This is a genomic window from Mycobacterium sp. SMC-2 (assembly GCF_025263485.1).
Lineage (GTDB): Bacteria > Actinomycetota > Actinomycetes > Mycobacteriales > Mycobacteriaceae > Mycobacterium.
The window spans coordinates 226,974-249,627 of sequence record NZ_CP079863.1 but is presented as its reverse complement, the minus strand read 5'-3'; the positions used below and the strand labels follow the sequence as shown (position 1 = coordinate 249,627).

The window sequence follows — 22,654 nt, the reverse complement described above, 5'->3', positions numbered from 1 at the left end:
CCGCCATCGACCTAGGGAGTGACGAGGACCTTGCAGTGTCGCTCGGGGTCGGCGAGGTCGTCAAAGGCTGCGCCGACCCCGTCGAGGCCGACCTCCCCGGTGATCAGTGGGGACACGTCGATGTCGCCTTCAGCCAGCGCGCGCAGCGAGTCGGCGAATTCCTCAGGGGTGTAGGCGAGCACGAACTGGACGTTGATCTCTTTGGCAATTGCGAAGAATGGATGGACGGTGTCGGACTGCATGCAAACGCCGGCGACCACCAGGCGGGTGCCGGGCCGGGCCCGGAGCAGCACGTCGTCGATGATCCCCGGGACTCCGACCGCCTCGAACACGACGGCGGGTTTTGCGGAGTCGAATGGCGAACCCTGCGCGGCATCCAGTGTTTGGTGGGCGCCCATGGCGGCGGCCAGCTCGCGCCGCTTCGGCGAAAAGTCAGACGCCACAATGTTTTCGACCCCTCGGGCGCGCAGGGCCGCGATGATCGCGATGCCGATCGGCCCGCAGCCGATGACCAGGGCCGTCTCGCCGGGGGAGATGTTGGACTTGTTGACGGCGTGCAACCCCACCGCCATGGGTTCGGTCAGGGCCGCATGTTTGAAGTCCAGGCCGTTGGGGACGGGCAGTAGCAGCGGAGCCGAGAGTAACATGCGTTCCGCGTAACCGCCGATTGTGCTGTTGCTGTAGACGATTGGCTCGACGCCCTTGGCCGAGAGCAGCACCGGGAGCGAGGTGACCAGCGTTCCCGGCGGGTGCGTCTCGGTGTCGGGCCCGGCCTCGAGTACCTCGGCGCTGAACTCGTGACCCATGAAGATGTCGTTGTTGAGGTCGACGTGCATGCCGCCCCTACCGCCGGCCACCCGATCGGTCATTTCCAGCACCTGCGCGCTGTGGGCGGCGAAATGCAAGTCCGAGCCGCAGATCCCGCACGCCCGCACGCCGACGAGGACCTGCCCGGTCTCGGGCACGGGCTCCGGCACGTCGTCGCGGTAGGCCATCCGGCCGTCGCGTAATACCGCGGCGCGCATCAGTTCTTTACGCCCTTCTGCTCGTCGACATGCTCGGTGATGGCTTTCACCACGGCCTCGCCCGCTCGGCCGATCAACTGGTCGCGATGACTCTTGGCCCAGTCGTGCGACGACCGCGATGCTTCCAGCTGGCCCTTGAAGTGGGGAATCACCTTGCGCGCCATCAGGTCGTAGCAGTGATACGTCGCCTCGGGCGAGGCCCAGTCGTGACCCAGCATCAGCAACGTGCCGAAACCGCCCGAGCGGTCGAGCAAGTCCTCGATGTGGGCGATCGCGTCGTCGGGGGTTCCTATGCAGCAATTGCCCTTGGCCGCGTAGTCCTCGACGAACTCGTGCGGCGTCTGGGCGCCTTCCACGGTGTTGGCCAACGGAACGAACCCGGCGGCGCCGAAATAGTTGGCGAAATCCTGCAGCCCGTAGGTGCAGTCGTCGATGGCCTTCTCGCGACTGTCGGCGATGTGCATGATGCTCAGCACGCGCCAGTCCGCCCGATCCGGCTCGTCGCGGCCGGTTTTAGCGGCCTGCTCGCGCACCAAGTCCCAGGTGGTTTCCAGGGCGGCGAAGCCGCCGGGCACCGACATCGACAGCGACAGCAATGACGTGCCCAGCGCACCCGCCAGCCGAGGGCCGGACGGCGAAATCATTGCCGCGGTAGAGATCTCGGGGTAGGGACAGGTATAGGGCCGGATGTGCAGTTGCGCCTCGCGCAAGGTGAACCAGTCGGTGTGGCGGTCGATTCGCTCGGAGGGCCCGGCGCGGAACAGCGCGAGGATCGCCTCCAGCGACTCCTGCATCATGTGCCGTTGATCGACCGGGTCGATGCCCATCATGTAGGCATCCGACGGCAGCGCGCCGGGGCCGGTGCCGAACATCACCCGGCCGCGGGTGAGGTGGTCGAGTAGCACCCAGCGATCGGCCACCATCAACGGATGGTGGTAGGGCAGCGAAACCACGCCGGTGCCCAGCCGGATGTGTTTCGTCCGCTCGGCCGCGGCCGCGATGAACACCTCCGGGCAGGCGATCAATTCGTAGCCTCCGGAGTGGTGTTCGCCGAACCAGGCTTCGTCGAATCCGAGCCGATCCAGCGCGACCACGCGTTCCATGTCGTATTCCAAAGCCACCGTTGGCGATTGGCCGATCGGGTGAAAAGGTGTGATGAAGACACCGAAACGCAGCGGGGCGCTCATCGCAGCTCCAATCCGTTGAGGAAGTCCAATAGGGCCGTGTTCACCTCGTCCGGCCGTTCCTGTTGCAGCCAGTGGCCCGCGTCCTCGATCATCACCTGCCGGTAGGGTCCGGTGATCAACTCCGCCGCGCGGTCGGCGCGGGTGAACGTCAACACCGGGTCGGCGGTCCCACCGATAAAGAGCGCCGGCACAGTTATTTTCGCGTCGGCCAGCTCCGGGGTCGTCTCCCAGTTGCGGTCGAAGTTGCGATACCAGTTCAGCCCGCCGGTGAATCCGGTGCGGGAAAACTCGCTGATGTAATGGTCGAGCTCGTCCTGGCTCAGCCAGTCCGGCAGCCGGTCGGGTTCGGGAAGGCGATCGATGAATCCCTCGGGACCGGGCGCCACCATCCGCGACGCGGTGAGCGGGTCACCCGATGTCCGCAGGCCGCCCAGCATCCGGCGCATCGTGCGGGCGGGATCACCATTGAGCTCCGCGTCGGCGACGCCCGGCTCCTGGAAATACAGGATGTAGAAGAATTTGTCGCCGAGCATCTTGCGCCACGCCTTCGTCGGCGCCACGTGCGAGCGGGGCACCGCCGGCACGCTGAGCGCCGCGACGGCCGCCACGCGATCCGGGTGCAACAGGGGCGCATTCCAGACCACGGCGGCCCCCCAGTCGTGTCCGATCCAGACCGCACGTTCGGCGCCGACGTCGTCGAGCAGACCGACCAGGTCGGCCGTCAGCTGGTGGATGTCGTAGGCCTCGATCGCTTGGGGGCGGGAGGACCCGCCGTAGCCGCGCTGATCGGGCGCGAGCACGTGGTAGCCGGCGTCGGCGAGGACAGGTATCTGGTGGCGCCAGGAATATGCCAACTCGGGAAAGCCGTGGGCCAAAATCACCAAGGGCGCGCCGCGCTCTCCCGCCTCCACTACCCGCAGCCGCACACCGTTGGTCTCTACTAACCGTTCGGTTGATTTGAGCACCATGTCACCAAAGCACAACCGCTCCGGGGCTGAGAAGTATTCGCGCTGATTGCGAATAGCGTTCCAACGGCTTTGGTCGCCTGGTAGACATCGCCGTGAAGCCCCACATCAGGTGAAAGCAGGTGACCCGGAATGAAGCGGCTCGACCACGTCGTCCTGTGGACTAAAGATCCGCGCGGCGCGATGGATTTCTATACCAGGGTGGTCGGGTTGGCGCCGGTCCGGTTTGCCGAGTTCGAGGCCGGCGAGGCGCCGTTCCCGAGCGTGCGGGTTTGTGAGGACTCGATCATCGACCTGTTGCCGCTTGCCGCCGTTGCCGGCACCGAGGCGCTCACGCGCGCGGAAGGCAGCGCCGGCCACCCGGTGAATCACGTCTGCATTGCGTTCACGAAATCCGAGTACGACGCGTTGGACCAACGCCTCCAAGCTGAGAAAGTGGACACCGAGGCGCGGTTGAGCCCTAACTTCGGCGCCCGGGGTTGGGCGCCGCAGGGCTATTACTTCCGCGATCCGGACGGCAACGTGATAGAGGCCCGCTATTACGAATGACGGAACGCCCGACGTGAGCACCCGCCGTCCAATGTCACGCCCGGCGCGGTCAGCTGTTGCCGGCGGGAACCCCTGCTCGTTATATCCACTGAGTGGTGGCGACCCGCTGCGCCCGGCTCGGCCGGGCTGGCGATCGCCACGGGAACAACGGTGGCGACCCGCTGCGCCCGGCTCGGCCGGGCTGGCGATCGCCACGAGCGGTAGCCTGGACTTTTCCAGCTGCGTGTATATCGGGGAAGGACCTGGCCAGCAAGGCCGATGATTGATGAACCGGAAAAACGTTATTCGCACCATCACGGCGATCGCCGTCGTGCTGCTGCTCGGCTGGTCGTTCTTCTATTTCAGCGACGACACCCGCGGCTATAAGCCCGTCGACACATCGGTGGCGGTGGCGCAGATCAATGGTGACAACGTCAAGAGCGCTCAGATCGACGATCGCGAGCAGCAGCTGCGGTTGAACCTGAAAAAGGGCAACAACGACACCGACAATTCCGACAAGGTCATCACCAAATACCCCAGCGGGTACGCGGTGGACCTCTTCAACGCGCTGAGCGCCAAGAACGCGAAAGTCAGCACGGTCGTCAACCAGGGCAGCATCCTCGGCGAGCTGCTGGTCTACGTGCTGCCGCTGCTGTTGCTGGTGGGTCTGTTCGTGATGTTCTCCCGCATGCAGGGTGGCGCCCGGATGGGCTTCGGGTTCGGCAAATCACGCGCCAAGCTGCTCAACAAGGACATGCCGAAGACCACGTTCGCCGACGTTGCGGGCGTCGACGAGGCGGTCGAAGAGCTCTACGAGATCAAGGACTTCCTGCAGAACCCCGGCCGCTATCAGGCGCTGGGCGCCAAGATCCCCAAGGGCGTGCTGCTCTACGGCCCGCCCGGGACGGGTAAGACGCTGTTGGCGCGCGCCGTGGCCGGCGAGGCCGGAGTGCCGTTCTTCACCATCTCCGGCTCCGACTTCGTCGAGATGTTCGTCGGCGTCGGCGCGTCCCGGGTGCGCGATCTGTTCGAACAGGCCAAGCAGAACAACCCGTGCATCATCTTCGTCGACGAGATCGACGCGGTGGGTCGCCAGCGCGGCGCCGGCCTCGGCGGCGGTCACGACGAGCGCGAGCAGACGCTGAACCAGTTGCTGGTCGAAATGGACGGGTTCGACCCGCGCGCCGGCGTCATCCTCATCGCCGCCACGAACCGGCCCGACATCCTCGACCCGGCGCTGCTGCGGCCCGGCCGCTTCGACCGGCAGATCCCGGTGTCCAACCCGGACATGGCGGGACGCCGCGCCGTGCTGGAAGTGCACTCCAAGGGCAAGCCGATCGGCCCCGACGCCGACCTCGACGGGCTGGCCAAGCGCACCGTCGGCATGACCGGCGCGGACCTGGCCAACGTCATCAACGAGGCCGCGCTGCTGACCGCCCGGGAGAACGGCACCGTCGTCACGGGGGCCGCGCTGGAGGAGGCGGTGGACCGGGTGATTGGCGGCCCGCGCCGCAAGGGCCGGATCATCAGCGAGCAGGAAAAGAAAATCACCGCCTACCACGAGGGCGGCCACACCCTGGCCGCCTGGGCGATGCCGGACATCGAGCCGATCTACAAGGTGACGATCCTGGCGCGGGGCCGCACCGGCGGGCACGCGGTGGCGGTGCCCGAGGAAGACAAGGGCCTGCGGACGCGCTCGGAGATGATCGCGCAGCTGGTGTTCGCGATGGGCGGGCGCGCCGCCGAGGAACTGGTTTTCCGGGAGCCGACGACCGGCGCGGTGTCCGACATCGAGCAGGCCACCAAGGTGGCCCGCGCGATGGTCACCGAATTCGGGATGAGTTCCAAGCTGGGCGCGGTCAAGTACGGCACCGAGCACGGCGACCCGTTCCTGGGCCGCACCATGGGGACGCAGGCCGACTACTCCCACGAGGTCGCCCGCGACATCGATGACGAAATCCGCAAGCTGATCGAGGCGGCCCACACCGAGGCGTGGGAGATCCTGACCGAATACCGCGACGTACTCGACACTCTGGCCGGCCAGCTGCTGGAGAAGGAAACCCTGCACCGGGCCGAGCTGGAGAGCATCTTCGCTGACGTCGAAAAGCGGCCCCGGCTCACCATGTTCGACGATTTCGGTGGCCGCATCCCGTCGGACAAACCGCCGATCAAGACGCCCGGCGAGCTGGCGATGGAGCGCGGCGAGCCGTGGCCGCCGCCGGTTCCGGAACCGGCGTTCAAGGCGGCTATCGCGCGGGCCAGCCAAGCCGCGGCTGCGGCTGCGGGGCCGGATGGTGACCGAAACAACAACGGCGGCAACGGCTTTCAAGGGGCAGGCCACCATCCGGGCCCGCCGCACGCCCCCACCCAGCCGGACTACGGTGCGCCGGCGGGCTGGCACGCGCCGGGATGGCCGCCGCAGGACCAGCAGCCGAATTACTGGTATCCGCCACCGCAGCCCCCGCAGCAGCCCTACTGGCCGCAGCCGGCGGGACATTACCCGGGTTACCCGGGCCAGCCCGGCCATCCGGCCCAGCAGGGTCAGGCGCAGCCCGCCTACCCGCCATACCCGCCCTACCCGCCCTACCCGCCGCCGAGTCTGCCCGACCCGGACGGTGAAAAGTCTCCCGACCAGCAGGATGACGACGTGAGCCGGTCCAACCCACCGGCTCACGGCTGACGAACGGAGGATTCGATGGCCTTAACCGGTTTTGGGCCGGATACCGCCACTCCCTCAATTCGGGTGTTCGACCAGGAGCGCGCCGAGGCCGCGATCCGCGAATTGCTGTACGCCATCGGCGAGGACCCGGACCGGCACGGCCTGCGGGATACGCCGGCACGCGTCGCCCGCGCCTACCAGGAAATGTTCGCCGGGCTCTACACCGATCCCGACAGCGTGCTGAACACCATGTTCGACGAAGAACACGACGAACTGGTGCTGGTCAAGGAAATCCCGCTGTACTCCACGTGCGAACACCACCTGGTGTCATTCCACGGTGTGGCCCATGTCGGGTACATCCCCGGCGCCGACGGACGAGTCACCGGGCTGTCGAAGATCGCGCGCCTGGTGGACCTGTACTCCAAGCGACCGCAGGTGCAGGAACGGCTTACCAGCCAGATCGCCGACGCCCTGACCAAAAAGCTCAATCCGCGGGGCGTGATCGTCGTGATCGAGGCCGAGCACCTGTGCATGGCGATGCGCGGCGTGCGCAAGCCCGGCGCGGTCACCACCACCTCGGCGGTGCGCGGACTGTTCAAATCCAACGCCGCTTCTCGATCCGAAGCGCTCGACCTCATCCTGCGTAAGTAAGTCGGCGCCTGTGCGGGTTATGGGAGTCCTGAACGTCACTGACGACTCGTTCTCCGACGGCGGCCGCTACCTCAATACCGACAACGCAGTCCAGCACGGGCTGGCGCTGGCCGCGGAGGGCGCGGGCATCGTCGACGTAGGAGGGGAGTCGACCCGACCCGGCGCCATCCGAATCGACTCCCAGGTCGAGACGTCTCGCGTGATCCCTGTCGTCAAAGAACTTGTGGCGGAGGGCATCACAGTAAGCATCGACACCATGCACGCCGACGTCGCGAGGGCGGCGCTGCAGAACGGCGCGCGGATCGTCAACGACGTCTCGGGCGGACGCGCCGATCCCGCGATGGCGCCGTTGCTGGCCGACGCCGGCGTGCCCTGGGTGCTGATGCATTGGCGGTCGGTGTCAGCCGACCGCCCGCACGCGACCCCGCACTACGACGACGTAGTGGCCGAGGTGCGCGCCGAGCTGCTGGCCAGCGTGGACGCCGCGGTGGCCGCGGGCGTCGACCCCGCCAAGCTGGTGATCGACCCGGGCCTCGGATTCGCCAAGACGGGTCAACACAATTGGGCGCTGCTGCGCGCGTTGCCGCAGTTGGTCGCCACCGGAATCCCCGTGCTCCTGGGCGCGTCGCGCAAACGGTTCCTCGGTACGTTGTTGGCCGGGCCCGATGGCTCACCGCGACCCCCCGACGGCCGCGAGACGGCGACCGCGGTCGTCTCCGTGCTGGCCGCGCTGCACGGGGCGTGGGGCGTTCGCGTGCACGACGTGCGGGCCACGGTCGACGCCCTCAAGGTGGTTCAGGCCTGGACGCAGACCGAAACGCAGCAGACTGAGCTGGCTGGAGACGATGGCTGATCGAATCGAACTGCGGGGGTTGAAGATTCGTGGGCGACACGGAGTCTTCGACCACGAGCGCGCCGACGGGCAGGACTTCGTCGTCGATATGACCGTGTGGATCGACCTCGCCGAGGCCGCCGCCAGCGACGCGCTGGCCGACACCTACGACTACGCCGCCCTGGCCCAGCTCGCGTCCGACGTCGTGGCCGGGCCGCCGCGCAACCTCATCGAAGCGGTCGGGGGCGAGATCGCGGACCGGGTGATGGAAGACGAGCGAGTGCACGCCGTCGAGGTGGTGGTGCACAAGCCGCAGGCTCCGATCCCGCAGCAGTTCGCCGACGTCGCGGTGGTGGTGCGGCGGTCGCGGCGCGGCGGCCGCGGCTCGGTGGTCCCGGCGGGCCGGGCGTTATGAGCGTCGACGGATCCGTGGGGACGCCACCCGCTTGTGGGGGTGGACGCACGCCCGCCCACTTGTGGAAGAAGCGGCGCCTATGACGCGAGTCGTACTGTCCATCGGCTCCAACCTGGGCGACCGGCTGGCACGGTTGCAGTCGGTCGTCGACGGGCTGGGCGAGACGGTGCTCGCGGTCTCGCCGGTGTACGAGACGGACCCGTGGGGCCGGGTCGATCAGGGACCCTTTCTCAACGCGGTGCTGATCGCCAACGATCCGGCGTGTGACGGGCAGTGCTGGCTGCGGCGGGCCCAGGAGTTCGAGCGGGCGGCGGGCCGCGTGCGCGGCGAGCGCTGGGGCCCGCGAACCCTCGATGTCGACCTGATCGCCTGCTACGGCGATGCGGAGGTGATCGCCCGCGACAACAACCTGACGCTGCCGCACCCGCTGGCCCATCTGCGGGCCTTCGTCATGATCCCCTGGCTGGCCATCGACCCCGATGCCTGGCTGACCGTCGCCGAGGCACCGAGTCCTGTCGCGAGCCTGCTCGCCGAGCTGGACCCGGCCGACCGGGAAAGCGTCCGGTTGACCGGTCTGAAGCTGCAGCCGGCGGGCGAGTCCCTGGCCGACCGGAAACCGCAAACCTGATGGGACCGACCAGGAAACGTGACCTGACGGCCGCGGTGGTGGCCGCCGCGGTGGTGGGCTATCTGGTCGTTAAAGGCCTGTACCGGTGGTTTCCGCCGATCACGGTGTGGACCGGCCTGTCGCTGCTGGCGGTGGCCGTCGTCGAAGCTCTGTGGGCCCGCTACGTGCGGGCCAAGATCAGCGACGGCGAAATCGGCGTCGGGCCCGGCTGGCTGCACCCGCTGGCGGTAGCGCGCAGCCTGATGGTCGCCAAGGCGTCGGCCTGGGTGGGCGCGCTAGTGCTGGGCTGGTGGGTCGGAGTGCTGGTGTATTTCCTGCCGCGGCGGTCGTGGCTGCGGGTGGCCGCCGAGGACACCACCGGCACCGTGGTTGCGGCCGTCAGCGCGCTGGCGCTGGTCGCCGCCGCGCTGTGGCTGCAGCATTGCTGCAAGTCGCCACCGGACCAGACCGAGCACGGCGAGGGCGCCGAAAACTAGCGCGCCTGTGACCCCTCCGGCAACCGCGTGAGAATCGCCGGAGTAGGGCGACACGCGGATTGACCTCGCGCAGGTACAGTCAGGCCATGACCGTTCTGTCCCGCGGCGCCCGGGTGCGGCGCGGCGGCCGCAGGCCGGGTTGGGTGCTCTTGACCGCGTTGCTGGTCCTCGCAATGGGGGCCAGTTCCGCTTTGGTTTTCACCAATCGGGTGGAACTCCTCAAGCTCGCTGTAATCCTGGCGCTGTGGGCCGCAGTCGCCGGCGCCTTCGTTTCGGTGCTGTATCGCCGTCAGAGCGACGCGGATCAATCCCGCGTCCGCGACCTGAAGCTGGTGTACGACTTGCAGCTGGATCGGGAAATCTCGGCCCGACGCGAGTACGAGCTGACCGTGGAATCCCAGCTGCGACGGGAGTTGGCGTCCGAACTGCGCGCACAGGCCGCGGACGACCTGGCCGAGCTGCGCGCGGAGCTGAGCGCGTTGCGCACCAGCCTGGAGATCCTGTTCGACACCGACCTCGCCCACCGCCCGGCGCTGGAGACGCCCGAGACCGAGGCGCCGCCCGAACGCGCGTACAGCGAGTGGGACCGCAACGGCGAGACCCCGCGTGACGCGCCCTACGACTGGGTCGCCAGCGATCGGGTCACCTCCGTACCCCAGGAGGGCCCGCAGGGCCGCGCCGACGAGACGGCGATCATCGACGTGCCCGAGGAGCCGCTGTTGCCGCCCCGGCAGCCCCAGAGCCAGCCGCAGCCCCGCCGCGAGCGGGTCCGTTACCAGTACGAAGCGCCGCAGGAGCCGGCGCCCCCGCCCCAGCCCTCGTACAGCGCCGCGCCGCCGGAGCCCGAGCCGCGATTCGAAACCCGCCACGAGCCCCCGCCTCCGCAACAGCCGGAGCCGCAGGGTTGGCAGCCGGCGGCTTCGTCGGGACTGTGGTTGCCACCCGGGACGCCGGGCAGCCACTGGGCGGGCTCCGATGAGTCCGTCGCACCGGCCGACGCAACGTCGGGACGACGGCGGCGCGCCCGCCACTCCGAACCGGACGAGGCCTGGGCCGGCCCGCCCGTCGAGCAGGCAGCCCCGCCGCCGTACGGTGAGTCGGGTCGCCGGGCCCGGTCACGGCACTCGGCCGAGTACCGCGACTATGGCGTTGGCAACTTCGCGCCCCCCAGCGAGCGCCCGAACGAGCCGGCGTTTGCTCCGGCTCCCGGTCCCGCCGCGGCCACGCCGCCACCGCCACCACCTGCGGCCGCGGCGCCACCGCCGCGGCTCGCCCCGCCGCCACCGCCGGAGCACACTCCTCGGCACGGCGGCGCGGACCCGCTGGCGCAGGGCACGGACGGCCCAGGCGATGGCTCGCGGACCGGTGGCCAGTCGGTTGCCGAGCTGCTGGCGCGGCTGCAGGTCCAGCCGTCCGAGGGTGGCCGGCGCCGCCGCCGCGAAGGCTGAGCTGGGAGCTTCCTCACATTGGGCGGGGCCCGGTAATCGACTACAGTCTTAGTGACCGAACGGTACCCACGAAGTGGGACCGGAACGAACGAAGAAATCTGTGAGGTCGTCTGCGATGGTGCAGTTCGACGGTTTGCGCCCGGCCAGGCTCAAGGTGGGAGTCATCTCGGCCGGCCGGGTGGGCACCGCGCTCGGGGTCGCGCTGGAGCGCGCCGACCACGTGGTGGTGGCGTGCAGCGCCATCTCCCACGCGTCGCGGCAGCGGGCGCAGCGTTGGCTGCCCGACACCCCGGTGGTGCCGCCGCCGGACGTGGCCTCCGGTGCCGAGCTGCTGCTGCTGGCCGTTCCCGACAGCGAACTGGCCGGCCTGGTGTCCGGATTGGCCGCGACGTCGTCGGTGCGCCCGGGCACGATCGTCGCCCACACGTCCGGCGCCAACGGGGTCGGCATTCTCGCGCCGCTGGCCCAGGACGGCTGCATACCGCTCGCGATCCACCCGGCGATGACGTTCACCGGATCCGACGAGGACATCAACAGGCTGCCGGACACCTGCTTCGGCGTCACCGCGGCCGACGATGTCGGGTATGCGATAGGTCAGTCGCTCGTGCTGGAGATGGGCGGCGAACCGTTCTGCGTGCGCGAGGAAGCGCGGGTGCTCTACCACGCCGGCCTGGCGCATGCCGGCAACCACCTGGTGACGGTGCTCGCCGACGCGCTCGAGGCGCTGCGGGTCGCGCTGCGGGGCAACGAACTGCTCGGACAACAATCCGTCGACGACCAGCCTGGCGGCATCGCCGAACGCATCGTCGGGCCGCTGGCCCGGGCGGCGCTGGAGAACACCCTGCAACGCGGTCAGGCCGCGCTGACCGGCCCGGTCGCACGCGGTGACGCCGCCGCGGTCGCCGGGCACCTGGCCGCGCTGAACCAGGCCGACCCGGAACTTGCGCAGGCGTACCGGGTGAACGCCCTGCGGACCGCCCGGCGCGCCCACGCGCCCGCCGACGTCGTCGAGGTCCTGGCGGGATGAGACCCGGCAAGCCGCCCGCCTTCAAGGCCGGCGAACTCAATGTCTACTCGCGCCCGCGCGACGTCACGGACGTCTGTCGCGCGCTGCGGCACACCGGCCGTCGGGTGATGCTGGTGCCCACCATGGGTGCGCTGCACGACGGTCACCTCGCGCTGGTGCGCGCCGCCAAACGGGTGCCCGGTTCGGTGCTGGCGGTGTCCATCTTCGTCAACCCGCTCCAGTTCGGTGCCGGGGAAGACCTCGACGCCTACCCACGGACCCTCGACGACGACGTGGCGCTGCTGCGCGGCGAGGGCGTCGACATCGTGTTCGCGCCGACGGCCGCGGCGATGTACCCGAACGGCCTGCGCACCACCGTGCAGCCCGGTCCGCTGGCCGCCGACCTCGAGGGCGGTCCGCGGCCGACCCATTTCGCCGGCGTGCTGACGGTGGTGTGCAAGCTGCTGCAGATCGTGCGCCCAGACCGGGTGTTCTTCGGCGAGAAGGACTATCAGCAACTGGTGCTGATCCGGCAGATGGTCGCCGACCTGGACCTCGACGTCGCGGTGGTCGGCGTGCCCACCGTCCGCGAAGCCGACGGGCTGGCCATGTCGTCGCGCAACCGTTACCTGGACCCGGTGCAACGCGAGGCGGCCGTGGCGGTGTCGGCGGCGTTGGCGGCGGCGGCGCACGCCGCGGACGCCGGGCCGCAGGCCGCGCTGGACGCGGCGCGCGCGGTGCTCGATGCGGTGCCCGAACTTACGGTCGACTACCTCGAATTGCGCGATGCGGACCTGGGGCCGTTGCAGCCCAACAAAACCGGCCGGCTGCTCGTCGCCGTCCGGCTGGGCGGCACCAGGCTGCTGGACAACGTCGCGATCGACATCGAAACTTCGCCGGCACCCGTGGGGCCGGACGGATATCCCGGCACCCGTGAATCATCTTGGAGGAATTGATGCTACGGACGATGCTCAAGTCGAAGATCCACCGCGCCAGCGTCACGCAGGCCGACCTTCACTACGTCGGCTCGGTGACCATCGACGCCGACCTGATGGACGCGGCTGACCTGCTCGAGGGCGAGCAAGTGACCATCGTGGACATCGACAACGGTGCGCGCCTGGTCACCTACGCGATCGCCGGGGAGCGCGGCAGTGGGGTGATCGGAATCAACGGCGCCGCGGCCCATCTCGTGCACCCGGGTGATCTGGTGATCCTGATCGCATACGGGACCATGGAAGAGGCGGAGGCGCGGTCCTACCAGCCGCGGATCGTGTTCGTCGACGCCGACAACAAGCCGATCGACCTGGGCCACGACCCGGCGTTCGTGCCCTCGGACATATCTGTCGCCGCCGAACTGCTAGACCCCCGAATCGTTGCGCGGTAGCCGTGCTGCTGGCCATCGACGTCCGAAACACCCACACCGTCGTGGGGCTGATTTCCGGGTCCAAAGAGCACGCAAAGGTGGTGCAGCACTGGCGGATCCGGACCGAGTCCGAGGTGACCGCGGACGAGCTGGCGCTGACCATCGACGGCCTCATCGGCGACGACTCCGAGCGGCTCACCGGTGCCGTCGCCCTGTCCACCGTCCCGTCGGTGCTGCACGAGGTGCGGATCATGCTGGACCAGTACTGGCCGTCGGTGCCACACGTGCTGATCGAGCCGGGCGTGCGCACCGGCATCCCGCTGCTGGTCGACAATCCCAAAGAAGTGGGCGCCGACCGAATCGTCAACTGCCTGGCCGCATTTCATAGATTCCAAAGCGCCGCCATCGTCATCGACTTCGGTTCGTCGATCTGCGTGGACGTCGTGTCGGCCAAGGGCGAATTCCTCGGCGGTGCGATCGCGCCCGGCGTGCAGGTCTCCTCGGACGCCGCCGCGGCCCGGTCCGCCGCGCTGCGCCGGGTGGAACTGTCCCGCCCCCGTTCGGTGGTGGGCAAGAACACCGTCGAATGCATGCAGGCGGGAGCGGTATTCGGCTTCGCCGGGCTGGTCGACGGTCTGGTCGGTCGGATTCGCGAGGACGTGGACGGTTTCGCCGGCGACGACGTCGCCGTGGTGGCCACCGGGCATACGGCACCGCTGCTGCTGCCCGAGCTGACCACCACCAGCCATTACGACCAACATCTGACCCTGCACGGGCTGCGGCTGGTCTTCGAACGCAACCGGGACGCCCAGCGCGGCCGGCTCAAGACCGCGCGTTGAGTTTGCGACGACGAGATTGCTCCAGTGGTCGTGCTCGCGGACGAAACAACGACCACGACGGCAATCTCGGCGGGCCGCCAGTAAGAGCCGCCCCCCGAGGTCATTTAAGCTGGCACGTCGTGAGTGACGCCGACGCGGTAGACCTGCCCGAGCAGTTCCGCATCCGCCGGGACAAGCGCGCTCGCTTGCTGGCGGAGGGCCACGAACCCTATCCGGTCGCCGTCGAACGCACCCACACCCTGGCGCAGGTGCGCGCCGACCATTCCGACCTGCCGACCGACACCGCGACCGACGACGTCGTCGGCGTCGCCGGCCGGGTGATATTCGCGCGCAACTCCGGGAAATTGTGCTTCGCGACACTTCAGGAGGGCGACGGCACCAGCCTTCAGGTGATGATCAGCCTGGACAAGGTGGGTGCCGAATCGCTGGACGCGTGGAAGGCCGACGTCGACCTCGGCGACATCGTCTACGTGCACGGCAACGTGATCAGCTCCCGCCGCGGCGAGTTGTCCGTCCTCGCCGATTCCTGGCAGATCGCGGCCAAGGCGCTGCGACCGCTGCCCGTGGCCCACAAGGAGATGAGCGAAGAGGCGCGAGTGCGGCAGCGCTACGTCGACCTGATCGTCCGCCCCCAGGCCCGCTCGGTGGCGCGGCAGCGAATCGCCGTGGTCCGCGCGATACGCAACGCACTCGAACGGCGGGGGTTCCTGGAAGTCGAAACGCCGATGTTGCAGACGCTGGCGGGTGGCGCGGCGGCGCGGCCGTTCGTCACGCATTCCAACGCCCTCGACATGAATCTGTACCTGCGGATCGCACCGGAACTGTTCCTCAAGCGCTGCGTCGTCGGTGGTTTCGACAAGGTTTTCGAAGTAAATCGAGTGTTCAGAAACGAAGGTGCGGATTCGACGCATTCTCCGGAATTCTCGATGCTGGAGACCTACCAGGCGTACGGAACCTATGACGATTCGGCAGTCGTCACGCGCGAGCTTATTCAAGAGGTCGCCGACGAGGCGATCGGAACCAGACAACTACCGCTGCCCGACGGCAGTGTCTACGACATAGACGGAGAATGGGCGTCGATTCAAATGTACCCGTCGCTGTCGGCCGCCCTGGGCGAAGAGATCACACCCGAGACGTCGGTCGAGCGGCTTTGGGCGATCGCGGACCGGCTCGGGGTCGAGATCCCGACCGACCGAGGCTACGGGCATGGAAAGCTCGTCGAGGAACTCTGGGAGCACACGGTCGGGAACACGCTGACCGCGCCCACCTTCGTACGGGACTTCCCAGAGGAGACAACGCCTTTGACGCGTCAGCATCGCAGCATCCCGGGTGTGACCGAGAAGTGGGACCTGTACGTGCGCGGGATCGAACTGGCCACCGGGTATTCCGAATTGAACGACCCCGTCGTGCAGCGGGAGAGATTCGCCGCGCAAGCCCGCCTGGCGGCGGCGGGCGACGACGAAGCCATGGCGCTCGACGAAGACTTTCTCACGGCGCTCGAGTATGCGATGCCGCCGTGCACCGGAACTGGAATGGGTATCGATCGGTTGTTGATGTCTCTGACTGGACTGTCAATTCGAGAGACAGTTTTGTTCCCGATTGTTCGGCCCCACTCCAGTTGAAAAGTGCAACTGTGCGCTTTGCGGCCGGATTGAGTATGCTGCGTTGTTATGGCAGATTGGTGACCGGGGAGGCTCACCCAAACTGCTCAGCAACTGCTCAGGACGAAATGCGAGGATAAGCCAATGGCGAAAAAAGTGACCGTCACCTTGGTCGATGATTTCGACGGTGCGGGCGCAGCCGACGAAACGGTCGAATTCGGGCTTGACGGGGTGACCTATGAGATTGACCTTTCGTCCAAGAATGCCGCGAAACTTCGCAACGACCTGAAGCAGTGGATGGAAGCCGGTCGTCGGGTCGGCGGTCGGCGGCGTGGGCGTTCCGGCTCCGGTCGCGGCCGTGGCGCGATCGACCGTGAGCAGAGCGCGGCGATCCGCGAATGGGCCCGCCGAAACGGGTACAACGTGTCGACGCGCGGCCGCATCCCGGCCGACGTCATCGACGCCTTCCACGCGGCGACCTGACAAACCTCTAACCGGCGCCGGGCTGCACCTGCCTCGGCGCCGGTTTGTCATTTCGCTGGCGGCGAAAAGATCGTCCGTAATTAAAGGAAACGAATTGGCGCCCGGCCACGTTGGTCAGTTACGGCGCTGTAGTCACAGGGGGGAATCGCCCGAAACGGGCCTGCGGGTCTTTCAGCAGCAAGGAACCGCAAGGTTATGCCCCCTGGCAGGCCGACCATTACAGTGGATGGCAGGTATGCGATTCCGGCCGCAACGGCGGCCGGTAGGCCACTAAGAGGCCAGTACCGATGGTGAGGGAGAGCAGGTAGCCACCGATGTTTGAACGTTTTACCGACCGTGCCCGCAGGGTCGTCGTCCTGGCGCAGGAAGAGGCCCGGATGCTCAACCACAACTACATCGGCACCGAGCACATCCTGTTGGGTCTGATTCACGAGGGCGAGGGCGTCGCGGCGAAGTCGTTGGAGTCGCTGGGCATCTCACTCGAGGGCGTTCGCAGCCAGGTCGAGGAGATCATCGGCCAGGGCCAGCAGGCGCCGTCGGGACACATCCCGTTCACCCCGCGCGCGAAGAAGGTTCTGGAGCTGAGCCTGCGTGAGGCGCTGCAGCTGGGCCACAATTACATCGGCACCGAGCACATCCTGCTCGGCCTCATCCGCGAGGGTGAGGGCGTGGCCGCCCAGGTGTTGGTGAAGCTGGGCGCCGAGCTGACCCGGGTGCGCCAGCAAGTCATCCAGCTGCTGAGCGGCTATCAGGGCAAGGAGGCCGCGGAGGCCGGCACCGGTGGCCGCGGCGGCGAATCGGGCAGCCCGTCCACGTCGCTGGTGCTCGACCAGTTCGGCCGCAACCTGACGGCCGCCGCGATGGAAGGCAAGCTCGACCCGGTCATCGGTCGGGAGAAGGAAATCGAGCGCGTCATGCAGGTCCTGAGCCGGCGCACCAAGAACAACCCGGTGCTGATCGGCGAGCCCGGCGTCGGCAAGACGGCGGTGGTGGAAGGCCTGGCGCAGGCCATCGTGCACGGCCAGGTGCCGGAGACGCTGAAGGACAAGCAGCTCTACACCTTGGACCTCGGCTCGCTGGTGGCCGGCTCGCGCTACCGCGGTGACTTCGAGGAACGCCTGAAGAAGGTGCTCAAGGAGATCAACACCCGCGGCGACATCATCCTGTTCATCGACGAGCTGCACACGCTGGTCGGGGCCGGTGCCGCCGAGGGCGCGATCGACGCCGCGTCGATCCTCAAGCCCAAGCTGGCCCGCGGCGAGCTGCAGACCATCGGCGCCACCACGCTCGACGAGTACCGCAAGTACATCGAGAAGGACGCCGCGCTGGAGCGCCGGTTCCAGCCGGTGCAGGTGGGCGAGCCGACGGTGGAGCACACCATCGAGATCCTCAAGGGTCTGCGGGACCGCTACGAGGCACACCACCGGGTGTCGATCACCGACTCCGCGCTGGTGGCCGCCGCCACCCTGGCCGACCGTTACATCAACGACCGGTTCCTGCCGGACAAGGCGATCGACCTGATCGACGAGGCGGGTGCGCGGATGCGGATCCGCCGGATGACTGCGCCGCCAGACCTGCGTGAGTTCGACGAGAAGATCGCCGACGCGCGCCGGGAGAAGGAATCCGCGATCGACGCCCAGGACTTCGAGAAGGCCGCCAGCCTGCGCGACCGGGAGAAGCAGCTGGTCGCCCAGCGGGCCGAGCGTGAAAAGCAGTGGCGTTCGGGCGATCTCGACGTGGTTGCCGAGGTCGACGACGAGCAGATCGCCGAGGTGCTGGGCAACTGGACCGGTATCCCGGTGTTCAAGCTGACCGAGGCCGAGACCACCCGGTTGCTGCGCATGGAGGACGAGCTGCACAAGCGGATCATCGGGCAGGAGGACGCCGTCAAGGCGGTCTCCAAGGCGATCCGCCGTACCCGCGCCGGGTTGAAGGACCCCAAGCGCCCGTCGGGTTCGTTCATCTTCGCCGGGCCGTCCGGTGTCGGGAAGACCGAGCTGTCGAAGGCGCTGGCCAACTTCCTGTTCGGCGACGACGACGCGCTCATCCAGATCGACATGGGCGAGTTCCACGACCGGTTCACCGCGTCGCGGCTGTTCGGTGCCCCGCCCGGATACGTCGGCTACGAAGAGGGCGGCCAGCTCACCGAGAAGGTGCGGCGCAAGCCGTTCTCGGTGGTGCTGTTCGACGAGATCGAGAAGGCGCACCAGGAGATCTACAACAGCCTGTTGCAGGTCCTCGAGGACGGCCGGCTCACCGATGGTCAGGGACGCACGGTCGACTTCAAGAACACCGTGCTGATCTTCACCTCGAACCTCGGTACGTCCGACATCTCCAAGCCGGTCGGCCTGGGTTTCACCCAGGGTGGTGGTGAGAACAACTACGAGCGGATGAAGCAGAAGGTCAACGACGAGCTGAAGAAGCACTTCCGCCCGGAGTTCCTCAACCGCATCGACGACATCATCGTCTTCCACCAGCTGACCAAGGACGAGATCATCCGGATGGTCGACCTGATGATCAGTCGGGTCGCCACCCAGCTCAAGGCCAAAGACATGGCTCTGGAGCTGACCGACAAGGCCAAGGCGTTGCTGGCCAAGCGGGGCTTCGACCCGGTGCTGGGTGCTCGTCCGCTGCGGCGCACCATCCAGCGCGAGATCGAGGACCAGCTGTCCGAGAAGATCCTGTTCGAGGAGGTCGGACCGGGACAGATCGTCACGGTCGACGTGGACAACTGGGACGGCGAGAGCGCCGGCGAGGACGCGGTGTTCACCTTCACCGGGACCCGCAAGCCGCCGGCCGAGCCGGACCTGGCGAAGGCCGGAGCGCACGCAGCCCCGGAAACGCCGTAGCACTACAGCAAACGGGTGGTTAGTCTTTCCGGACTAACCACCCGTTTTGCCGTCCTGAGAGCTAAGGGGCCTGCCTGTGCTGATCGTGACCACCAACGACCTCCCTGGCTGGGAGATCCAGCGCGTCTGCGGCGAGGTGTTTGGGCTGACCGTCCGCTCCCGAAACGCGTTCTCCCAGATGGGCGCGGGCTTCAAGGCCATGTTCGGCGGCGAGCTTCAGGGGATGACGAAGAACCTGGCCGAGAGCCGCAACGAGGCGATGGGGCGGCTGATCGCCGAGGCGCGCAATCGCGGGGGCAACGCGATCGTCGCAATGCGCTTCGACACCACCGAGATCGGCGACGTGTGGACCGAGATCTGCGCCTACGGCACGGCGGTCCAGGCGGTCCCGGTCACCGAGGCCGCCCAGTACACGGCCGCCCAGCTGGGCTACGGTGCCGCGCCGCCACAGCATTGACCCCCGGTTTACACTGACTCCTGTCCTGACGGGCAACGGAATCTGGTGAAAGTCCAGAACGGTCGCGCCACTGTCGATAGTCAGACCCATGGCCCGTCGTCAGCAGCGGGGACGCGGATATCCCCGGAAGGAGTCGATCGTGCCCAATCCCGAGCTAACCGGCGGCCGTACCCGATCGGTCGATCTGTCAGCGGCCAGCGCCGCGGTCTGGTTGGCGGCAACCGCCTTCCTGGCGCTGCTGGCGCTGTATTTCGTCGGCGTCGACCAGGGCGCGGTTTCGCTGTTCGGCAGCGATTCGCACGTGCACGAGTTCGTGCACGACGCGCGGCACCTGCTCGGCTTCCCCTGCCACTGATCGCGTGGAGAAGCGTCTGATCGGACGCGGCCTGTTGGCCGGTGCACTCGGCGCGGTGCTGGCGTTCGTCTTCGCCCGCCTGTGCGCCGAGCCGGTGATCGGCCGCGCCATCGCGTTCGAGGACGGACGAACCGACGCCGAGAACGCTCATGGCGTGCACGAGCACGGCGCCGAGTTGTTCAGCCGCGGCGTGCAGTCCAGCGCCGGTTTGGGCTTCGGTGTGCTCATCTTCGGCGTCGCGATGGGCGCGCTGTTCGCCGTGCTGTTCTGCGTCGTCGCCCCGCGCGCGAGAAACGTTGGTCCGCGCGCCCTTTCGCTGCTGTTGGCGGCGGCCGCGTTCGTCGCGGTGTATCTGGTGCCGTTCGTGAAGTATCCGCCGAATCCACCGGCGGTGGGTCAGGCCGACACGATCGGGGCGCGCACCGGGTGGTATCTGGTGATGGTGCTGGCTTCGGTGGCGCTGGCCATCGCGGTGGTGTGGCTGGCGCGCTCGCTGACGGCGCGGTTCGGAGCGTGGAACGGGCGGATGCTGGCGGCTGGCGCCTACGTCGCGGCGGTTGCGGCGGTGATGGTGTTGCTACCGAACGTGGACGAGACACCCGAACCGCTGCGCGACGCGTCGGGCGCGATCGTCTATCCCGGCTTTCCCGCCGACGTTCTCTACGATTTCCGGTTGTTGTCTCTGGCCACGCAATTAGTGCTGTGGGTGACCATCGGCGTGGTGTTCGCGACCCTCGCCGGCCGGCTGCTCGGGCAGCGCGCCGAGAGCGGACGGGCATCGAGCATCGCGGCGTGACGGAGGTCGCCCGGCTGATCCTGGTATCGCACGCGATGACCGATGCCATGGTGGCCGCGCGTTTCCCCGCCGACGAGCCGCTGAACGACATGGGCCGCCGGCGTGTCAAAAAGGCGGGGCGCCTTGATGTTCCGAAAGGCACGCGGCAACTGGCGGGACCCGAGCAGCGTGCTCGGGAGACCGCGCAGCTGCTGGGTCTGCATGCCACAACCGAGCCGCGGTTGGCCGACCTGCATTGCGGGGGATGGTGCGGGCAGACGCTGCAGGCCGTCGGACCCGCGGACCTCGAGACGTGGCTGACCGATCCGGCGCGGGCCCCGCACGGCGGTGAGTCGATCCTCGACCTGATCCAACGGGTGGGCGGCTGGCTGGAGTCTCTCACCGACGAAGCGTCGCGCGCCGTGGCGGTGACACATCCGGCGGTGATTCGCGCCGCCGTTGTGCACAGCCTCGATGCTCCCCCGGAGTCGTTCTGGCGCATCGATATTGCGCCGGTGAGTCGCACCTTGCTGCATTTCCGAAACGGCCGCTGGACGCTGCGTTTGTAACTAGCCCCGGCGGCTCTCCAGGCCATGCGGCTTGCCCGTTGATAGCGCAGACGCTATCGACTTCGTAAGTCACCTATGTCCAGCGTCAATCAGCGCCTGGCGCCGGGGTGGCTGGGATCTGCGCATTGACGTCGGGGGCTGCCCGGGTGGTCAATTGGTCACACCCCAAGGCGGGTTCGGCGGGCCGGGTTTTGTCGTAGGTGGCTGCGATGATGTGGTTATGTCTTCGACCGCATCTGCTGAGGCCGTGGTGGTGAGTCCTAAAGAGCGCCTTGAGGTGCTGTTCGAGGAGTTGGCGGAGTTGACCGGTCAGCGCAACGCCATCGATGGGCGCATCGTGGAGATTGTCGCCGAGATCGATCGTGAGCAGTTGTGGGGAGGCACGGGGGCGCGCTCGGTGCCGGCGTTGGTGGCCTGGACGACGGGCTGCTCGCCGGGGAATGCGCAGACGATCGCCACCGTCGCGAGCCGGCTGGAGGAGTTTCCGCGCTGTGCTGCGGGCATGCGGGAGGGTCGGCTGTCGCTGGATCAGGTCGGCGTCATCGCGGGGCGCGCCGGTGAGGGATCTGATGAGCACTACGCGCAGCTGGCGCACGTCGCCACGGTCACCCAGCTGCGCACCGCGGTCAAGCTCGAACCGCGACCCGACCCCGATTCCCGGCCGCAACCGCAGCCCTCGATCACCACGACCACCCCCGACGAGCAGTTCAGCTGCTACCGGATCACCCTTGCGCAGCCCGACGCGGCGACGTTCGACGCCGCCTTGGCGTCTCATCGTGAGGCGCTGATCGCCGAATGGAAACACGACCACGACAACGGCCAGGGCGCCTCCGATCAGCGGCCGCCGTTGCCGGGCACCCTCGAGGCGTTTCTGCGCCTGGTCGAGGCCGGGTGGGATGCCGAGGCCACCCGCCGGCCCCACGGGCAGCACACCACCGTGGTGGTGCACCTCGACGTGGCCCAGCGCGCCGCGGCGCTGCATCTGGGTCCGCTGCTGTCCGACGCCGAACGCCAATATTTGACCTGTGATGCCACGGCTGAGGTGTGGTTCGAACGCGACGGTCAGGTCATCGGCGCCGGCCGGGCCAGCCGGGTGATCAACCGGCGGTTGCGCCGCGCGCTGGAGTATCGCGACCGCATGTGCGTGGTTCCCGGTTGCGGCGCCACCCGGGGCCTGCACGCCCATCACATCCGGCACTGGGAAGACGGCGGCCCCACCGAGCTGGCCAACCTCGTTTTGGTCTGTCCCTATCATCACCGGTCGCACCACCGCGGCGTCATCACCATCACCGGACCCGCACACACTCTCACCGTCACCGACGACGCCGGCCAAGCACTGAGCCCGGGATCACTGGCCCGCCCACCCACCCAACCCCCACCCGCCGTGCCACCCTGCCCCGGACCCACCGGCGAACGCGCCCAATGGTGGTGGTACGACCCCTTCCAACCCCAACCCCAACCACCACCAACACCCAACTAGGTTGGAGCAGCATCGCACCCAAGCTGAAAAAATCTTGGAACATAACGAATTTCGTTTGCGCAA

General features: G+C 67.9%; 23 protein-coding genes and 1 pseudogene. 20 read left to right on the top strand and 4 right to left on the bottom strand.

All coding sequences use genetic code 11. From position 1 onward, the window contains the following. Nucleotides 1–11 precede the first annotated feature (11 nt). The 3 genes from KXD96_RS01275 to KXD96_RS01265 are packed head-to-tail and all read right to left on the bottom strand — an operon-like array spanning nt 12 to nt 3,180. Nucleotides 12–1,025: a zinc-binding dehydrogenase gene (locus tag KXD96_RS01275; RefSeq protein ID WP_260742495.1), complete on the bottom strand. Its 1,014-nt coding sequence runs from the start codon at nt 1,023–1,025 to the stop codon at nt 12–14. Further along, the gene (locus KXD96_RS01270) at nt 1,025–2,212 is read right to left on the bottom strand and encodes an LLM class flavin-dependent oxidoreductase (RefSeq protein WP_260742494.1); all 1,188 of its coding nucleotides are present in this window, start codon (nt 2,210–2,212) and stop codon (nt 1,025–1,027) included. Before KXD96_RS01270 ends, KXD96_RS01275 begins: the two co-directional genes overlap by 1 nt. Continuing rightward, complete coding sequence (locus KXD96_RS01265; protein WP_396877724.1) at nt 2,209–3,180, bottom strand: alpha/beta fold hydrolase; 972 nt, start codon at nt 3,178–3,180, stop codon at nt 2,209–2,211. The genes KXD96_RS01270 and KXD96_RS01265 overlap by 4 nt, the downstream gene beginning before the upstream one ends. 129 nt (nt 3,181–3,309) lie before the next feature. Between KXD96_RS01265 and KXD96_RS01260 the strand changes: the two genes are divergently transcribed. Further along, entirely contained in the window at nt 3,310–3,726 is a 417-nt protein-coding gene (locus tag KXD96_RS01260; protein ID WP_260742493.1) for a VOC family protein, read from the top strand. 71 nt (nt 3,727–3,797) lie between these two features. On the opposite strand, the pseudogene KXD96_RS28695 reads toward KXD96_RS01260, so the two are convergent. Next, nucleotides 3,798–3,921 (bottom strand): annotated as a pseudogene (locus tag KXD96_RS28695) (hypothetical protein); the annotation flags it as partial. A 70-nt stretch (nt 3,922–3,991) separates the two neighbouring features. Between KXD96_RS28695 and ftsH the strand changes: the two are divergent. The 19 genes from ftsH to KXD96_RS01165 all read left to right on the top strand — a co-directional run bounded on the left by ftsH (nt 3,992) and on the right by KXD96_RS01165 (nt 22,591). Next, nucleotides 3,992–6,385 (top strand): ATP-dependent zinc metalloprotease FtsH, encoded by a 2,394-nt coding sequence (gene ftsH, locus KXD96_RS01255; protein WP_260742492.1) that lies wholly within the window; start codon nt 3,992–3,994, stop codon nt 6,383–6,385. Between the two features lie 15 nt (nt 6,386–6,400). Further along, the gene (gene folE, locus KXD96_RS01250) at nt 6,401–7,015 is read left to right on the top strand and encodes a GTP cyclohydrolase I FolE (RefSeq protein ID WP_260742491.1); all 615 of its coding nucleotides are present in this window, start codon (nt 6,401–6,403) and stop codon (nt 7,013–7,015) included. Between the two features lie 19 nt (nt 7,016–7,034). Beyond that, nucleotides 7,035–7,868, top strand: a complete 834-nt coding sequence (folP, locus tag KXD96_RS01245) for a dihydropteroate synthase (protein ID WP_260742490.1) — start codon at nt 7,035–7,037, stop codon at nt 7,866–7,868. Next, nucleotides 7,861–8,262, top strand: a complete 402-nt coding sequence (folB, locus tag KXD96_RS01240) for a dihydroneopterin aldolase (RefSeq protein ID WP_260742489.1) — start codon at nt 7,861–7,863, stop codon at nt 8,260–8,262. Before folP ends, folB begins: the two co-directional genes overlap by 8 nt. A gap of 79 nt (nt 8,263–8,341) precedes the next feature. After that, nucleotides 8,342–8,890 (top strand): 2-amino-4-hydroxy-6-hydroxymethyldihydropteridine diphosphokinase, encoded by a 549-nt coding sequence (folK, locus tag KXD96_RS01235; protein WP_260742488.1) that lies wholly within the window; start codon nt 8,342–8,344, stop codon nt 8,888–8,890. Further along, nucleotides 8,890–9,366 carry a DUF3180 domain-containing protein gene (locus tag KXD96_RS01230; RefSeq protein WP_260742487.1) on the top strand — a complete coding sequence of 159 codons (477 nt, stop codon included), beginning with the start codon at nt 8,890–8,892 and terminating at the stop codon, nt 9,364–9,366. The genes folK and KXD96_RS01230 overlap by 1 nt, the downstream gene beginning before the upstream one ends. An 86-nt stretch (nt 9,367–9,452) precedes the next feature. Continuing rightward, a complete protein-coding gene (locus KXD96_RS01225; RefSeq protein WP_260742486.1) occupies nt 9,453–10,814 on the top strand; it encodes a DUF6779 domain-containing protein in 1,362 nt (453 codons plus the stop codon). A 115-nt stretch (nt 10,815–10,929) separates the two neighbouring features. Then, complete coding sequence (locus KXD96_RS01220) at nt 10,930–11,841, top strand: Rossmann-like and DUF2520 domain-containing protein (RefSeq protein ID WP_260742485.1); 912 nt, start codon at nt 10,930–10,932, stop codon at nt 11,839–11,841. Next, complete coding sequence (gene panC, locus KXD96_RS01215; RefSeq protein ID WP_260742484.1) at nt 11,838–12,776, top strand: pantoate--beta-alanine ligase; 939 nt, start codon at nt 11,838–11,840, stop codon at nt 12,774–12,776. The genes KXD96_RS01220 and panC overlap by 4 nt, the downstream gene beginning before the upstream one ends. After that, nucleotides 12,776–13,204, top strand: coding sequence for an aspartate 1-decarboxylase (panD, locus tag KXD96_RS01210; protein WP_260742483.1), 429 nt, complete (start codon nt 12,776–12,778; stop codon nt 13,202–13,204). The genes panC and panD overlap by 1 nt, the downstream gene beginning before the upstream one ends. A 2-nt stretch (nt 13,205–13,206) precedes the next feature. Beyond that, nucleotides 13,207–14,022, top strand: coding sequence for a type III pantothenate kinase (locus KXD96_RS01205; RefSeq protein ID WP_260742482.1), 816 nt, complete (start codon nt 13,207–13,209; stop codon nt 14,020–14,022). Nucleotides 14,023–14,141: 119 nt separating this feature from the next. Beyond that, complete coding sequence (gene lysS / locus KXD96_RS01200; protein WP_260745579.1) at nt 14,142–15,644, top strand: lysine--tRNA ligase; 1,503 nt, start codon at nt 14,142–14,144, stop codon at nt 15,642–15,644. 123 nt (nt 15,645–15,767) lie between these two features. After that, nucleotides 15,768–16,106 (top strand): histone-like nucleoid-structuring protein Lsr2, encoded by a 339-nt coding sequence (gene lsr2 / locus KXD96_RS01195; RefSeq protein ID WP_260742481.1) that lies wholly within the window; start codon nt 15,768–15,770, stop codon nt 16,104–16,106. A 314-nt stretch (nt 16,107–16,420) separates the two neighbouring features. After that, complete coding sequence (clpC1, locus tag KXD96_RS01190; protein WP_260742480.1) at nt 16,421–18,955, top strand: ATP-dependent protease ATP-binding subunit ClpC; 2,535 nt, start codon at nt 16,421–16,423, stop codon at nt 18,953–18,955. A 76-nt stretch (nt 18,956–19,031) separates the two neighbouring features. Next, nucleotides 19,032–19,412 (top strand): YbjQ family protein, encoded by a 381-nt coding sequence (locus KXD96_RS01185; RefSeq protein ID WP_260742479.1) that lies wholly within the window; start codon nt 19,032–19,034, stop codon nt 19,410–19,412. A gap of 139 nt (nt 19,413–19,551) precedes the next feature. Next, nucleotides 19,552–19,767: a CbtB-domain containing protein gene (locus tag KXD96_RS01180; protein ID WP_260745578.1), complete on the top strand. Its 216-nt coding sequence runs from the start codon at nt 19,552–19,554 to the stop codon at nt 19,765–19,767. 4 nt (nt 19,768–19,771) lie between these two features. Beyond that, complete coding sequence (locus KXD96_RS01175; RefSeq protein WP_260742478.1) at nt 19,772–20,563, top strand: CbtA family protein; 792 nt, start codon at nt 19,772–19,774, stop codon at nt 20,561–20,563. Continuing rightward, the gene (locus KXD96_RS01170) at nt 20,560–21,111 is read left to right on the top strand and encodes a histidine phosphatase family protein (protein WP_260742477.1); all 552 of its coding nucleotides are present in this window, start codon (nt 20,560–20,562) and stop codon (nt 21,109–21,111) included. Before KXD96_RS01175 ends, KXD96_RS01170 begins: the two co-directional genes overlap by 4 nt. Nucleotides 21,112–21,331: 220 nt before the next feature. Then, the gene (locus KXD96_RS01165; RefSeq protein WP_260742476.1) at nt 21,332–22,591 is read left to right on the top strand and encodes an HNH endonuclease signature motif containing protein; all 1,260 of its coding nucleotides are present in this window, start codon (nt 21,332–21,334) and stop codon (nt 22,589–22,591) included. Nucleotides 22,592–22,654: the final 63 nt, after the last annotated feature.

Excerpts from the sequence above, each read along its gene's own strand:
- panD (WP_260742483.1), top strand. The coding sequence starts at position 12,776 with ATGCTACGGACGATGCTCAAGTCGAAGATCCACCGCGCCAGCGTCACG.
- folK (WP_260742488.1), top strand. The coding sequence starts at position 8,342 with ATGACGCGAGTCGTACTGTCCATCGGCTCCAACCTGGGCGACCGGCTG.
- KXD96_RS01220 (WP_260742485.1), top strand. The coding sequence starts at position 10,930 with ATGGTGCAGTTCGACGGTTTGCGCCCGGCCAGGCTCAAGGTGGGAGTC.
- ftsH (WP_260742492.1), top strand. The coding sequence starts at position 3,992 with ATGAACCGGAAAAACGTTATTCGCACCATCACGGCGATCGCCGTCGTG.
- lsr2 (WP_260742481.1), top strand. The coding sequence starts at position 15,768 with ATGGCGAAAAAAGTGACCGTCACCTTGGTCGATGATTTCGACGGTGCG.
- folB (WP_260742489.1), top strand. The coding sequence starts at position 7,861 with ATGGCTGATCGAATCGAACTGCGGGGGTTGAAGATTCGTGGGCGACAC.
- panC (WP_260742484.1), top strand. The coding sequence starts at position 11,838 with ATGAGACCCGGCAAGCCGCCCGCCTTCAAGGCCGGCGAACTCAATGTC.
- KXD96_RS01270 (WP_260742494.1), bottom strand. The coding sequence starts at position 2,212 with ATGAGCGCCCCGCTGCGTTTCGGTGTCTTCATCACACCTTTTCACCCG.
- folP (WP_260742490.1), top strand. The coding sequence starts at position 7,035 with ATGGGAGTCCTGAACGTCACTGACGACTCGTTCTCCGACGGCGGCCGC.
- KXD96_RS01225 (WP_260742486.1), top strand. The coding sequence starts at position 9,453 with ATGACCGTTCTGTCCCGCGGCGCCCGGGTGCGGCGCGGCGGCCGCAGG.
- folE (WP_260742491.1), top strand. The coding sequence starts at position 6,401 with ATGGCCTTAACCGGTTTTGGGCCGGATACCGCCACTCCCTCAATTCGG.
- KXD96_RS01275 (WP_260742495.1), bottom strand. The coding sequence starts at position 1,025 with ATGCGCGCCGCGGTATTACGCGACGGCCGGATGGCCTACCGCGACGAC.
- KXD96_RS01260 (WP_260742493.1), top strand. The coding sequence starts at position 3,310 with ATGAAGCGGCTCGACCACGTCGTCCTGTGGACTAAAGATCCGCGCGGC.
- KXD96_RS01165 (WP_260742476.1), top strand. The coding sequence starts at position 21,332 with ATGTCTTCGACCGCATCTGCTGAGGCCGTGGTGGTGAGTCCTAAAGAG.
- clpC1 (WP_260742480.1), top strand. The coding sequence starts at position 16,421 with ATGTTTGAACGTTTTACCGACCGTGCCCGCAGGGTCGTCGTCCTGGCG.
- KXD96_RS01230 (WP_260742487.1), top strand. The coding sequence starts at position 8,890 with ATGGGACCGACCAGGAAACGTGACCTGACGGCCGCGGTGGTGGCCGCC.
- KXD96_RS01265 (WP_396877724.1), bottom strand. The coding sequence starts at position 3,180 with ATGGTGCTCAAATCAACCGAACGGTTAGTAGAGACCAACGGTGTGCGG.